The 14,922-nt window shown below is 39.8% G+C and carries 7 protein-coding genes; 5 read left to right on the top strand and 2 right to left on the bottom strand.

All coding sequences use genetic code 11. The annotated features are described in order from the left end of the window. The first annotated feature begins 536 nt into the window (after positions 1 to 536). From ACPPVU_RS22355 to ACPPVU_RS22340, 4 genes are all read left to right on the top strand, one after another. Positions 537 to 4,205, top strand: a complete 3,669-nt coding sequence (locus ACPPVU_RS22355) for an ABC transporter permease (protein ID WP_426668954.1) — start codon at positions 537 to 539, stop codon at positions 4,203 to 4,205. A gap of 694 nt (positions 4,206 to 4,899) precedes the next feature. Next, entirely contained in the window at positions 4,900 to 8,259 is a 3,360-nt protein-coding gene (locus ACPPVU_RS22350) for a SusC/RagA family TonB-linked outer membrane protein (RefSeq protein WP_426668953.1), read from the top strand. 45 nt (positions 8,260 to 8,304) lie between these two features. After that, positions 8,305 to 9,846, top strand: coding sequence for a SusD/RagB family nutrient-binding outer membrane lipoprotein (locus ACPPVU_RS22345; RefSeq protein ID WP_426668952.1), 1,542 nt, complete (start codon positions 8,305 to 8,307; stop codon positions 9,844 to 9,846). A gap of 534 nt (positions 9,847 to 10,380) precedes the next feature. Then, complete coding sequence (locus ACPPVU_RS22340; protein WP_426668951.1) at positions 10,381 to 11,019, top strand: TetR family transcriptional regulator; 639 nt, start codon at positions 10,381 to 10,383, stop codon at positions 11,017 to 11,019. On the opposite strand, the gene ACPPVU_RS22335 is transcribed toward ACPPVU_RS22340, so the two are convergent. Continuing rightward, a complete protein-coding gene (locus ACPPVU_RS22335) occupies positions 10,975 to 11,163 on the bottom strand; it encodes a CBU_0592 family membrane protein (protein ID WP_426672218.1) in 189 nt (62 codons plus the stop codon). The genes ACPPVU_RS22340 and ACPPVU_RS22335 overlap by 45 nt on opposite strands. Before the next feature lie 347 nt (positions 11,164 to 11,510). Here ACPPVU_RS22335 and ACPPVU_RS22330 point away from each other — a divergent pair, with 347 nt between their 5' ends. Next, positions 11,511 to 12,119 (top strand): TetR family transcriptional regulator, encoded by a 609-nt coding sequence (locus tag ACPPVU_RS22330; RefSeq protein ID WP_426668950.1) that lies wholly within the window; start codon positions 11,511 to 11,513, stop codon positions 12,117 to 12,119. A gap of 137 nt (positions 12,120 to 12,256) precedes the next feature. Here the strand turns inward: ACPPVU_RS22330 and ACPPVU_RS22325 are convergent, their stop codons facing one another. Then, positions 12,257 to 14,815 carry a bifunctional YncE family protein/alkaline phosphatase family protein gene (locus tag ACPPVU_RS22325; protein WP_426668949.1) on the bottom strand — a complete coding sequence of 853 codons (2,559 nt, stop codon included), beginning with the start codon at positions 14,813 to 14,815 and terminating at the stop codon, positions 12,257 to 12,259. Positions 14,816 to 14,922 lie beyond the last annotated feature (107 nt).

Below are 14,922 nucleotides of genomic sequence, written 5' to 3'. Positions count from 1 at the left end.
CGCAACAAGAAGTATAAATTACTGATTTTCAGTATTTTCATTAATACAAAGATAAAAAATTTGATTGAATTATTTGCAGAGAATTTGCAGAAAAATGGGCAATAAAAGACAAAATATCACAAATTAAAAGATAGTGAAATATTCATAAAATATTGATTATCAATACATAGCAAATAAATACAAAATGACTGTATTGGTCAAAAAATGACTGTTAATCAGAGGGTCGCTGGTTCGAGCCCAGCCTCAGGAGCAAAATAGCTGGATACATTGTATCTGGCTATTTTTTTATCCGGTGGTATAAGGTCCTATTTTAAAAGCCTGGCTCGATAAACGCTTACCCGGCAGTCACAATAAATTCCCCTAAGAATTTCATTAAAATTTCCAATATTCCAAGATGGATCGAATTCATTATATGCAATTCAAAAGCGAACATCCAGATGTTCGCTTTTGTTGCAATGCACATATTTTATTCTATACAATTTTTTATATACCAATAAGTTATAAGTTTGGAACAGCGATTGAGCTAATTAACTTACTTGAAACCATATACATTCCATATTACCCTTTATGATGCTGCGTTCTTCGGAACGATATTTATCGACCTGACTTTTATCGTGCTTTTATTGTTCGTCAGGAAAGGAAACCAGCCTGCAAACCGGTTTCTGGCCATGGCATTGGCTGTTGTTGTTTTGTGGATAGCCAGGATATTGGGCATCGATATCGGGCTGTCAGCTTACATTACTAATTGGAGCCGGTTGCCGCTGCAATTTTCGCTTGCGCTTGGTCCCCTTATTTTCTTTTATGTGCTTAAAATAACCCGGCCGGAATATAAATTCCGGTCTAAGGATCTGCTGCATTTTAGTCCGTTACTGCTGGAATTGGGTGCCCAGGCATTGGAAGTTAAGGATAGTATAAAAACCGGCACAGCTACTTATGATACACAGACCTTTCAGCAACTGAACCCGGTATTGCAATTGCTGGCGTTTATTTCGGTCATAATTTACCTCTACCTATCTCACAGGCTGATAGGACGCTTTTACGGGCGACTAAAATTTAATGGGGGCGACCGGTACCGGCACGAGTTGCGGTGGCTGCATAAGTTACTGACAGGTTTCGGCCTGCTATGGCTGTTGTGGATACTCTTTGTAGCCGCAGACTATTTTTATTACAACTACCAGTTAGGCGCACAGGCTTACTATCCTTTGTATTTCCTTTTAGTGTCCATGATCATCTGGATGGCGGCGAGGGCCTTTTTAAGGCCGGAAATTGGCGTGCCGGCAGATACAGTACCGGTCTTAAAACCCTTACTGCCGGCAGAGCTAAAGCAAAAAGGCATATGGCTGAAGAAGGTTGTTAAAGAAAAACGCTATTATGAGAATCCTGAATTAAGCCTGGGCTCACTTGCTGAACAGCTTGACCTGCATACTCATGAATTGTCACGGGTACTCAATACAGCGCTTAAAAAAAGCTTCAATGATTTCATTAACGAATATCGCGTGCAGGCGGCGATCCGCAAAATGCAGGATTCGGCATATGACCATATAACCCTGCTCGGCATTGCATTTGAATCAGGATTCAATTCCCAAAGCACCTTTAACCGTATTTTCAAACAAATAACCGGAAAAAGCCCGCTGGAATATAAAAACGACCTGGAAAAAGAGCAGCCATCTTATAACTTGGGCAGTCAACCCCGCTCTGCGGCTGTAATTTCACACCCTGAAACCACCCCGAAGTGGTCTCAGGAGAAATTAAACCGCAACGCAATGTTTAAAAGTTATTTCAAAATAGCACGACGCAACCTAATGCGCAATAAAAGCTATGCCGCCATTAATGTTACAGGCCTGGCTGTTGGTATTGCCGTTTGTATGGTGATCTTTATCATTATACAATATCAAACAAGCTTCGATAATTTCCACGCAAAGAAGGACCGCACCTATCGTATGCTGACCGAATTTCGTTACGAAGAAGGAGGAAATATTTCTTACAAGACAGCAATCCCTTTTCCAATGCCTGTAGGATTGAAAACGTCTTTTCCCCAAATAGAACAGGTAGCTCCGATCTTTGCCAGTCACGACGATCAGTTGCTGATCGTTGACAATAATGGAAATACGGAAAAAAACTTTAAAGAGCAGCACGGTGTATTTTACATGAGCCCTTCATTCTTTAAAATATTCGATTTCCCCTTGCTTGCGGGTTCGTATGCCTCATTAAAAGATCCGAACAACGTATTGCTTACCAAAGAAACCGCAGAGAAATATTTCGGCGACTGGAAAGCAGCCATGGGCAGAACCATTAAACTGCAAATGGGCGGCTATATGTTCGAACACGGCGTTGATGTGTTGAAAGTTTCAGGCATTTTGGCCACTATACCGGCGAATACGGACTTTCAGTTGAAAGTTGTTGTTTCTTATGGAACAGGTTTTACCGGTGATTACCTGTCAAAATCCACCGATTGGGACGGAAATGTAGGCGGTTTTGGCTGCTATATTTTGCTGCCGCCGAACACTTCTGCCGACAATTTCAACCAGCAATTAAGAGCTTACTCCCACAAGGTAGAATCGCCGGGCAATAAAGACAGGCATTTTATACAGCCACTAACCGCGGTGCATTATGACACCCGGGTTGGCGATTACAGCAACCAAACAATCAGTCACCAACTGCTCAATGTATTGTGGCTCATCGCGGCATTCATCCTGTTGATTGCCTGCGTAAATTTTGTTAATCTCTCTACTGCGCAGGCCGTCAACCGCGCCAAAGAGGTAGGCGTACGAAAAGTTTTGGGGAGCAATAAATCCCAGTTACAGATCCAGTTCATCGTCGAAACATTTTTGATCGTAATAAGCGCTGTAATGCTTGCAGCAATTATTACAGTTTTTGCATTGCCTTCAGTGGGCCGGCTTTTAGAACTTTCGCTTGCATTCAACATATTCAGCAACCCGGCGATCATTTTATTCCTTTTGACGGTAACTGTCGTTGTAACCGCACTCGCTGGCTTTTATCCTTCCATTGTTTTATCACGTTTCAACCCGGTTAATGCGTTAAAAAGTAAGCTCACATCAAATACACAAGGAATTTCATTAAGGCGGGGATTGGTCGTATTTCAATTCATCATTGCACAGGTACTGATCATAGGAACACTCATCATAGTAAAGCAAATGGATTATTTTATGAACCAACCGCTGGGTTTTGATAAAGATGCTATCATCAATGTTCCTTTCCGCGTGGATAGTCTTCGCCTCAGCAGGCTGGGTTATTTAAAGAAACAGCTAATGTCAGTAAACGGTGTGCAGGCGGTAAGCTTTAGTTCCAATACCCCGGTTGAAAACGGCACTGATCTGTGGAGCGTCATCAAGTATAACCACGCAGTAAAACAAACAGACTTCGAGGTTATTACCAAATTCGCCGACGACGGATATGTGCCCGCTTATAAATTACCGCTGATAGCCGGCAGAAATATGCACCCGTCCGATACCACAGGAGAATTTTTAGTGAACGAGTCCCTGGTAAAAAGTTTGGGATTAAAAAGACCTGAAGACATATTGAACAAGCCTATGACCACCTGGCACGATCAGATCAAAGGAACCGTTGTTGGCGTATTGAAAGATTTTAATGACCGTTCTTTCCGCAATGATCTTGCACCCCTGCTGATCACTACAGACATTGCCATGTACAACCAGGTCGGCATAAAACTGACAACCACAAACATGTCTTCTACCATGCAATCGGTTAAAAAAGTATTCGACAAAACATTCCCCGATTTCGTTTATGAATATAAGTTTTTGGATGAGAAAATTGGAAGTTTTTACAAACAGGAAAATCAATTAGCGCAGCTATACAAAATTTTTGCAGCCATCGCGATATTCCTTAGCTGTCTTGGCTTATATGGTTTGGCCTCATTCATGGCAGTGCAGCGGATAAAAGAAGTTGGGATCCGTAAAGTGCTTGGTGCCAGTGCGGGCAATATCGTTTATTTGTTTTCGAAAGAATTCATCATACTCATTGCAATCGCCTTTGCCATTGCTGCACCTATTGCATGGTATTATATGCACCAATGGCTGCAGGATTATGTTTATCGCATCAACATCAGTTGGTGGTTATTTGCTGCAGGCGGACTCGCCGCAATAATTATTGCACTCGCAACGATAAGTTTCCAGGCAATAAAAGCAGCACTGGCAAACCCGGTGAAGAGTTTGAGAACGGAATAGTGAGTAGTGAAATTCTTATGATTCTCCCCAGTGGACAGAATTCGAACCACTTTTTAGAGCAACTAAAGTTCCTAAACAGCCTGAAAGTGGCTTAATTAAGTGGTTCGACTCCTGTACGGTGCTATCGCATTTTAAAATAAACTGTTGCAAGTGAGGAATTTACGAGGCTTTTCCGTTTACTGTCAATAGAAATAAGGTAAATGAGTTAAATCAAAAAACCGCTGTAAACGAATCTCAAAAAGCCTCCATCCGGTTTTTATAATTCTACAAATTCGCTGACATCATGGCCGGAATTGCCATTAAAATTAATTGACTGAACGTTCAATTAATTTATTAATTATAACCTAATATATAATTAACAAGATATCGGGATATTGCCCCCGTTATTCACAAGAGCAGATGCAGTCGGCATGTTTAAACATGCCCAGTGATAAGTACAATCACATCTTCTAAATGGGTTGCGACAAATCGATTATATCCTGATTTCAAATGAGCAATTAACCGGATCCCCTAACATTAAATCAAAAAACATGATAAACAAAAACTAGAATACAGGCTGGTTCTCAAAAAAAAACCGGGTTGTGAGTCGAAGCACATCCCGGCAATAATTTGAGCAAACCGTTCCCAATAAATTTTCGGGATAAATAATTTGGAATAATTGAAATAGAATCCTAACTCAAATCTTACGAATATAATGAATTTTACTTTTTTTAAGGCGGTATCCAATGTACTGCTTAATCTACAACTGGCCCTAACCCGCTTGAGGAAGGTTACCTGCCGTAACCCCATGTTATTTAAAAGCGTAATTATACGGGTAAATATAACAGCGCTGATAACTGCGATTACTTTAATGCAAACCAGTGCCGCCGTGCGTACTCACAAAATTTCTTTAGTTGAAAGAAACGTTACGATAACTTCAAATGATTCATTTACTATAAATGGTAAGGTTTCAGATGAAAAGGGCCAGCCTTTGCCAGGCGTTTCGGTCAAGATTAAAGGTACTGCGAAAGGTACGGTGACCGACGGGTCAGGAAATTACACCATCAAGGCGGACAATGGTGATGTTCTGGTTGTTTCGTTCATTGGTTTTGTTTCTCAGGAAATAACAATAGGCCAGACGGCAAACTACAATATCCAGCTGAAGGAAGATCCTAAAGCATTGACTGAGGTTGTGGTAACGGCGCTGAATATAAAAAAGGAAAAAAAATCGCTTACCTATGCATTACAAACAGTGGACGGAGAAACATTGGCAAAAGTGAAGACGCCTACTGCAATAGGCGGTTTGGTAGGTCAGGTGGCCGGTTTGGATATACAAACCACTTCTGACTTTTTTCAAAATCCGGGCATTACACTACGCGGGCAAACGCCGCTTATTGTTATAGACGGTATACCCGATCCTACCGCAGATCCGTATAAAATAAATGCAGACGATATTGAAAGCATTACCGTGCTAAAAGGGGCGGCCGGAGCAGCACTTTATGGTTCTATTGGTATAAACGGAGCGATTTTATACACTACCAAAAGAGGCAAAAAAGGAGTAACAGATGTAGAATTGAACTCTTCTACCATGTTTCAAACAGGATTTTTAGCAGTACCTAAAGTACAAACTCAATATGGGGCTGGTAATAATGGGATATATTCTTATCAGGATGGTAGTGGAAATGGATTAGAAGGCGGTGGTTGGATTTGGGGGCCTGCTCTTAACCAAAAAGACCCCAATACAGCCAGCGGCTATTTAGAACTGCCACAGTTTAACAGCCCCTATAACCCTAATGTAACGTATACCTACGATTTGGGCAACGGGACAACGGCTACCAGTCACTACCAGCCTCTTCCATGGATATCAAGGGGTACGAATAATGTCGATAATTTTTTCCAAACAGGTATTATGTCAAACAATAGTGTTTCGGTAACTACCAGTGGAGACAAAGGGTTTTTTAGAGTTTCGATCGCAAACAACTATCAAAAGGGTGTTGTACCCAATACGAGTTTAAATAATTCGTCATTCTCTATTGCAGGCAATTACAATCTTACCCCCAAACTAACCCTTGATGGGAGATTAAGTTACAACAGGCAATTCAGTGACAACATTCCAACAACCGGCTATGGCCAAAATACTTTACTTTACAACGTTGCATTGTGGATGGGAGCCGATATTGATATACGGGACCTTAAAAATTATTGGGTACCCGGCGAGGTGGGCCTGCAACAATCTTATTACAACCTGTCTTATTACAACAACCCTTATTTTCTGGCCTATCAGCAGCTAAACGGTTATCATTCTGATAAAACATTTGGCAACTTATCGCTCAATTATCAATTTACTAAGGACTTATCTCTTAAACTACGTTCGGGTTTCAATGCAAATTCTCTTAATGAGGACGAAGATTATCCATACAGCCTTATAGGCGGTAATCCAGATGGTAATTTTTCAACCGCTGATGCTACTCATTTTGATATTACTACCGACCTGATCCTAAGCTACAAGCATAAGTTCAGCAATAATTTTAACCTATCGGCAATTGCAGGCGCTAGCAGCTTTTTTAATGACGATAAAGGTTTAAGCACCTCAACTGATGGGCTTAGCATACCTGGTCAGTATTACCTGAGTAATTCCATAAATCCAATAACAGGATCAAACTACTTAGATCAAAAACAGATAAACAGTTTATATGCTAATCTCGACCTGGAGTTATACCACTTTATTTATTTATCAGGTACTGCACGACGAGACCAGACATCTACATTGCCCCTTGCGAATAATGCCTTTATATACCCATCAGGAGGTATTTCCGTCGTCTTGTCTGACGCATTAAAACTGCCGGAAATTATCTCATATTTAAAAGTCCGCACTACCTGGGCACAGGTAAATAGCGGTGCGATTAGCTCCACTAATCCTTATGCAAGCATCAGCACTTATAGTACTGCCAATAATCCTTATGCAAGCATCAACACTTATAGTAATGCCAACAAGTTTAACGGTGTATCCTCACTTAGCTATCCAACCAGCTATGATACCCCTAATCTTATACCCAACACTGTGCAGTCATGGGAATCGGGTTTGGCATTAGGTGTGCTGAAAAACAGAATAAATTTAGATGTTACCTATTTCAGAAATCTGGAATCTAACAACTTTCAAAACATTACACCTTCCCAGGCAAGCGGATATTCCATGCTGCTTGTAAATGCCAATGAATTTGTAAAAAAAGGATTTGAATTTGTGCTAAACGGCACCCCCATAAAAACAAATACTTTTCAATGGACATCGGGTTTTAACTTCAGCAATAATCATACATGGATCAAAAAAGTAACTAACGATACTTATGGCCCCGGATACTATAGCCAATACCTTAAAGTTGGAGACAGAATAGATAAACTCTATGTAAGTGAAGGTCAGTTTTCGGCTAATGGTAAACTTATTGTAGGAGCAAATGGCTACCCATTAAATGCTCTTTATTCAACTCCTATGGGGTACACTGACCCTAAATGGATATATGGATGGCAAAATACTTTCAATTATAAAAATATTTCCCTCAGCATATCGGTCGATGGCCGTTTAGGAGGCCTGCAATACTCTACGCTTAATGAAAAAATGGCATGGGGCGGGACCGCCCTTAGTACTGTAAATCAATATAGGATCGATGCCAATGCAGGGAAAAGCACTTTTATAGCTCCGGGAGAAGTAGTCATTTCGGGTAACGCCTCGTATGACAGTCATGGAAATTTACTTACCGACACCAGAAAATACGCGCCCAACACCACTCCTGTAAATTATATTTCCTATATGGAGTCTACAGGTGGCAACCCATATCAAAACAATTACTTTTACTATAGCGGTACTTATTTGAAATTGCGCACAGTATCACTTACCTACACCTTTTCGAAAGAAATGCTAAGTAAGCAAAAGGTATTCAAATCAGCCTCTGTATCATTAATTGGTAATAATTTACTGCTGTTCTCTAAATTACCAAATTCCGACCCGGACCAGCTGCTCGACAGCTATGAAACGCCTTCTACACGCAGTATAGGGTTTAATTTCAATCTTAAATTTTAACGTCAATTGTCAGTTATCTCAATCATTCATTTTTAAATTTATTGTATGAAAAATAAATATTGGTTACTAAGTTTCTTACTGCTGTTAGGATGTCTTTTTTCGTCTTGCAAAAAGTTTAGTTATTACCAAATAAATCCGAATCTTCCTACCCAGGCCGATCCTTCGCTCCTGTTACCTAATGTTGAGCAAATATTTTTTTCGACTATATCGGTTGAGAATGAGTTCAGCTGCCGTTATATGGTATATAGTGAAAGTGCAGATAATGGACAGTATTACGGCTGGACGAGAGGATCTTTCAACTACAACAACTTGAGCCAGGTTATAAAAATGGAGCAGGAAGCTGCGCGTGTAAATAAGCCTAATTATAAATACCTGGGCAAGTTTTTCGCTTCATACTTTATTGTAGGCACTACCCAAATGTTTGGAGATGTGCCTTATTCGCAAGCCGAACAATCCCTTATAAGTAACAACTTCAGCGCGGCCGCTTTACATCCAGCGTATGATAAACAGGAAGCCATTTATTTGCAGGTATTGAACGATTTAAAACTTGCCAGCGATTCGCTTTCTGATGCCGGAGGTGCAATTAATAACGATCTTATATATGGCGGCAATATCACACAATGGAAAAAAGCGATTAACTCCTATTATTTAAGGGTATTAATGAGTCTTTCGTTACATGCCAATGATGCCACCCTTAATATCACGCAGCGGTTTAACGAGGTTGTATCCAATCCAACCAAATATCCATTGTTTGCATCCAATGCCGACAATGCACAATTGCAGTACCATGATATTGCCGGAAGCAGATATCCTTATTATAATAGTAGTGAAGCCAAAATATACTACCTGATGGATAATTCATTTGTACAAATGCTTAAAGGGCTAAAAGATCCAAGACTTTTTGTATATGCAGCGCCTACAGTCAATGCAACCTCAGCCGGGCTTACTCCGACAGATTTTAATGCTTATAACGGTGTGCAGGGAAGTGCCGTGATTAGTGTTATTCAGCAACAACAGTCATCGGGGAACGTTTCTCAATTCAACTCCCGTTATTACTTCGAACCCGCTAACGAACCAAGCGTATTAATGAGTTATGCCGAACTACAATTTATTCTGTCCGAAGCGGTAATAAGAGGCTGGATAAGCGGAAATGCAAATAGTTATTATACAGCAGGGATAACGGCCGCGATGCAATTCTCCGATTATAATTTTCCTGCCGCGCAGGGGGTTCCTTACGTAGGCCAGTTATACACTGATAATGATATTCAAACCTATTTAAGCCAGCCGGTGATCCCATTAAAGGCCGGAACCGAGATACAACAGATAATTACGCAAAAATATATCAGTATGTTCATGAACACAGGGCTACAACCATTTTTTGAAAACCTGCGTACGGGCTTTCCGGTTTTTGAAGTTGCAGGGGCGGGGATAATAAACCAGGTGAATGGGGTGAATGCTGTTCCTAAAAGATGGATGTATCCTACAGATGAGATTGGCAATAACGCAACTAATGTAAATAATGCCATTAAGAGCCAATACCCGAATGGGGATAACATTAATGGCGTAATGTGGTTGCTTCAACCATGATGATAAGCATGGCTGCTTAGTTACACACACTAATAGAAAGATGAGGTCGTAGAGAATGCGACCTCATCAATTAATCAATGTTAATAATCGCTTAAAACATACTGATATATTAGCAAAAAATTAAGCCACAGAGGATACAATTCCTTTTTTAAAAGTATTTATATATAGCCCTATGAAAAATGTCGTATTATCATTAACATTTTACTAAGTTCAGGCCTGGCATCAGGAGAAGACGAGGTTGTTTCATAAGTCAAAATCAAAAGCTGATGTATGAATTAAATTTCGACAATTTTTGATTTTCTTACAAAATCTCACAAAAAAAAGGACAATTTTCAATTGGAAACGGCCCTTTTGAGTTAAGTGATAAATCCATTTCCAAATTTTATTGACGACCATTAGTCAAAATTGACTTATAAAAACAGCCTTATCTTCCTTCAAGAATTATAGAAAGTTTAAATTAATTAAACAATCAATCTATTATTAATTAAAATTAAAAATTCCTTTTGAGTAGTTTAGCTCATCACAATTATTAACATGGGTAGAAAAAGCCTTAAAGACATACGACAGATCGAAATTATAGAAATATTTTACAAGATAGCCAGAGAAGAGGGGTACGAAAACACATCAATAGCGAAAATAGCAAAGGTGATGGATGTTAATCCCAGCCTTATACTTCATTATTTTACCACCAAAGAAGATCTTACTTACGCTTTGATGGATTATATTCTTGAACGATATCTACTGATCTTTACAATAGAAAATAAGGAAAAAATTGTGCTTTCGGACTTGATCAATACAATTGAAACCCTTTTTTCCAAAAAGTGGAATTTATTATTTGACGATGGCTTATTTTATACTTTTTACGCTTTGGCATTTAGGGAAAAAATAATAAGAGAAAAATATAAAACTATCCTGGATTCACTTCGGCTGGCACTTGCATCTATGATAGAACAATGTCATACATGCAATCTGATAAATGTTCCGGATTACCAGACTGCTTCTGACTTAATTTTTGTCCTGGTTGATGGTGCTTATTTCTATCTTTCACTGGAAAAAGACAAAGAGGTTTATGATCAAAGGCTAGATTATTATAAAGTTAAAGCCTATCAAATTTTAGGAATAGATCCGTCAAGCTTTTCTAGCATCTCTATTGATTCTTATCTGACGACCTAAAGCATATACTCCTATAAACATCCATAGCAGATTAGCAACAACATTGGGCAGATCATTACTATAAACTGCAGTTATTACCAGACAAAGTCCCCCTATTATATTGAACAACTGGAATCCACGGCGCTCCGCCGTTATAACTTTCATACTTAATAATAAATAGCCCATTGTGCATAAAATCACGCCAAGCCAACCAATAATAATTAATATCATTAAGTATAAAGAGTATAAACATTTATTAATATAAATTGTGATATTTAGGTTGGTATACCGCTGAAAATGATCAGTCGTTCCGGGGCAACATGGAAATGTGTTCCGCTGATATTTGTCTACCGCGTAAATGATGTGTTTTGTTATTCTTAAAGTCTGAAGCGCCCGTATGTCAAAGTAACCTGTCGAATGTTAAGGGCATGTAAAGGCATAGTTAAATAAACTGAACATTCAGTAAAATTATTTTTACAATACTTTTTTTTAAAGCTAAAATTGAGCAATTTATGGGTAGAAAAAGTTTAAAAGAAGATCAGCAGAAGAAGATCATCGAAGCATTTTACAACATCGCAATCAAGGAAGGAATTGAAAATACTTCTTTTGGAAAAGTGGCAAAAGAATTAGAGATGCACCCCAGTCTCGTGGTCCACTATTTCTCCAATAAGGAAGAATTGCTGCTTGGTTTGATTGACTTTATTATTACCAGTTATAAACAAATCTATCAGCCGGAAAGCGCTGACGTCAATTCATTGGAAAGACTTACCAAAGTGTTGAATAACATATTTTCGAAAAAATGGAATTGTTATATCGATGACAGTATCTTTTATAATTGCTTTGCTCTTATTTTCAGAAATCCGCTGATCAAATCCCGCTTCAGGGAAATGCACTTGTTACTCCGAAGGTGGCTCAAAACCTTGATCCAGGAGTGCGTGGATCAAAAATTAATTCAATGTGATGATCCTGCACATGCTGCTGAGGTAATCTTTGTAATATCAGATGGCGCATACTATTTTCTAAGTATGATCGATGATCCAACCGAATATGATCGTTGCTCAGAAAATTACCGGGTGGAAGCCTTCAAAATCCTGGGGCTTAATTCGCATCAAACCAGCTAATCGTTTTTGAGGAAAAAAGTCCTGTTACTTCAGCCTTATTTAAGTATGCCAATCAAAAGATTGAAAGTTTTATAGATACACTATACCATTGCCAGTTTATTTTATCGAAGTATTGAGAAAATCAATTCAAACTGTTCTCAATCGTCGTCATCCTTGAACTGAGGGTCTGTTTTCAGGCCGAGCGCTTTTAAACCTTTTCCATGTGCCCCAAAGTACGCTTTCGGAAATGGCTGGTCACCGTGAACCGTTGACCACAGATATTCACTAAATAACAACGCATCTTTATCATTGAGATCGGGTTTGGAAAAATTCATTTTCGCTGTTAATGGCGCTAACCTTGAAGTAGTTTTACTGGTCATTTTTTTCTTTGGGGGGTTCATCTCGTTTATCGCAATAGCCGGCGTTAAAGAGGTATAACTAGTATAATCAGGATTTTCTTTAAAACATTCTGTCATTAAAGGCGCCATTGCCACTAATTGATTCATGGGCTGCACGCCAAAAATCTGGCAGATCGTATGCAGCACGGATGACTGGTTATAAAATTTGCTGATGATGGTATGACGCTTTACATAAGGGCCTGCCACAAAACAAACCGACCTGTGGCCATCTACATGGTCTGTTCCGCTTTGCGGGTCATCTTCATTCACAAATATGGCCATGTCTTTCCAAAAAGGGCTTTTTGAAAGCGCTTCGATGACCCTGCCTGTTGCCTGGTCATTATCGGCCACATAAGCGCGTGGAGCAGGCAGATTTTCGTCATACCCGCTGGTGTGGTCGTTCGGCAGATAAATAATGGTAAAGTCTGGAAAGCTGTCTTTTGCTTCATACTCCTTTAGCGCTTTAACAAATACATCAGCCCTTATTTGGTCCGGGATGGTCAAATTCCAACCGGGGAAACGCAAATCGCTATATTTTTCCAGACTTTTCGCCTGGTATCCGCACTTGTACCAGGTGGAATCGCTTTGATCTTTCCATCCATTGTATAAGTCTGTCCAGGTTTTACCTTTTGTCACATCCGCTAAATCAAACTCCCCGAAATTTCTGAAAGATATACCTTTACGCAACAGGTGATTCCAGATAAAACCACAACCAGCATAGCATAAAGGATCTGTGCCGAAGTCATATGCGCATCGTCCGCCTGAAAAATCTTTTTCGTGGTAGGGCGAAGTAATGCCCTGGGTTGCCCATTGATGACCGTCACTTGAGTTAACGCCGTTGCAATAATAATTATCTAACAGAACAAATTGATCGGCAAGGCTATGCGCATTTGGAGTTACCTGTTTGTCATATTCAACCAGCGCAGAGTCGCAGTTCCCTTTTCCAAAATCGCCTAATTCCTGGTCAAATTTTTTGTTTTCCCTGATGATATAGACAACATGTTTGATTGCAGAAGGCTCGCCTACGTTTACCGGAACCGGTTTTGGCCTGGCGTTTAAATTCGCTTCTGCCTGCGCTCTTAGCATTTCGATAAAATGAAATCCTTTCTCTGCTTTTGCAGTGTAGTTGTCCAATTGAGTTTTATTGCCGGGCAGTACAACCTTTTGTAAGGAACCCTGCTTCAACGGGGTCACATTACCTATAAACAGGTCATGCGCTGTAACGCATACTGCACCCGGAAATCCGCCACCTGCAATAAATCCATACGGACCTTTTTGCGGCTGCTGAGGGTCAATGAGGGCGATTGAATTATTACCTGCATTGGCTGCATATAATACTTTCCCGTTGGGGCTAAATGCTAACCCTGTTGTAAGGCTTCCATACGGAAGCGACGGATCAGGTTTGGTATTGATCGTTTGTACAACTTTAATTTTTTTTACATCTATCACGCTTATACCGTCACCGCTATCATCGCTTACATAAAGTAAGTTGCCATCGGAGGACAAAACCATTGATTCAGGGTAAATGCGGGTTTTGATCTCATGAATTACTTTTCTTGATTGAATATCAATTACCATAACAGAACCGCGCAACGCGATGGAACGGTCATCAACGGCAACTTTTGTTCCGGCAGATTCTTCAGTTCTGTCTTCCCTTTTAGGGTTGGGGCCGCCAAAATTGCTAACAAACGCATATCTTTTGTCGTTGCTGATAACGATAGCATAAGGGCAAACGCCAACTGGTATTTTGCTCAGCACTTTGCCCTTATCAATAGCCACAACTGCAACCTGGTTTGGAATAGCAAGTGCCACATAAGCAATGTGATCATCAACCAACCCTATTCCTAAAGGTGTTGTTGTTTTCTTGTTAACCGATAAATCAATTTCTTTTGTCAGTTTAAATCCGCCGGATTTACTAATGTTTCCTATGTATAAATTTCTTTGTGCGCCGGTGAAGTAAACGGTAGAGTCATCATTACTAACAGCCAGGCCGTACATCGAACCCGATTCGCCTTTTTCATACGCAAACTGATTAACTACCTTAAAGTTGTTCGCGTTAATAACAGCCAGACCTATATTGCTTTTTGAAACGAGCAATTTATTTTGGTGAACCAATTCCAGATTCAATATTCGGGTTCCTTTGGCTAAGTCCAGGCTTAGACCAGCAGGATTGAATATCTGGCTGTTAACAAACATTTTATCACCTGCAGAAAGTTGGTTCCATGAGGTGTCCGCAGGAGCTTTAACGTCCTTTCTTCGCTCAGGTGTTTCAGGTGCCTGAGCTTGCAGGTATTGACTAGCCAAAAGTAAAAAGGGCAAGCATAAACTTTTTATCAAAAGGGATTGTGGAACTTTCATATCTATCAGATGGGTATATAAATGTTAGTTAGTAATTTCTTCAATCGAATAATTGTGATACCCGGATT

This window comes from Mucilaginibacter sp. McL0603, from assembly GCF_049992945.1.
Lineage (GTDB): Bacteria > Bacteroidota > Bacteroidia > Sphingobacteriales > Sphingobacteriaceae > Mucilaginibacter.
Note: the sequence above shows the minus strand (reverse complement) of the source record. Positions and strands in the feature narration are given on the sequence as shown.

Excerpts from the sequence above, each read along its gene's own strand:
- ACPPVU_RS22330 (WP_426668950.1), top strand. The coding sequence starts at position 11,511 with ATGGGTAGAAAAAGTTTAAAAGAAGATCAGCAGAAGAAGATCATCGAA.
- ACPPVU_RS22335 (WP_426672218.1), bottom strand. The coding sequence starts at position 11,163 with ATGAAAGTTATAACGGCGGAGCGCCGTGGATTCCAGTTGTTCAATATA.
- ACPPVU_RS22340 (WP_426668951.1), top strand. The coding sequence starts at position 10,381 with ATGGGTAGAAAAAGCCTTAAAGACATACGACAGATCGAAATTATAGAA.
- ACPPVU_RS22350 (WP_426668953.1), top strand. The coding sequence starts at position 4,900 with ATGAATTTTACTTTTTTTAAGGCGGTATCCAATGTACTGCTTAATCTA.
- ACPPVU_RS22345 (WP_426668952.1), top strand. The coding sequence starts at position 8,305 with ATGAAAAATAAATATTGGTTACTAAGTTTCTTACTGCTGTTAGGATGT.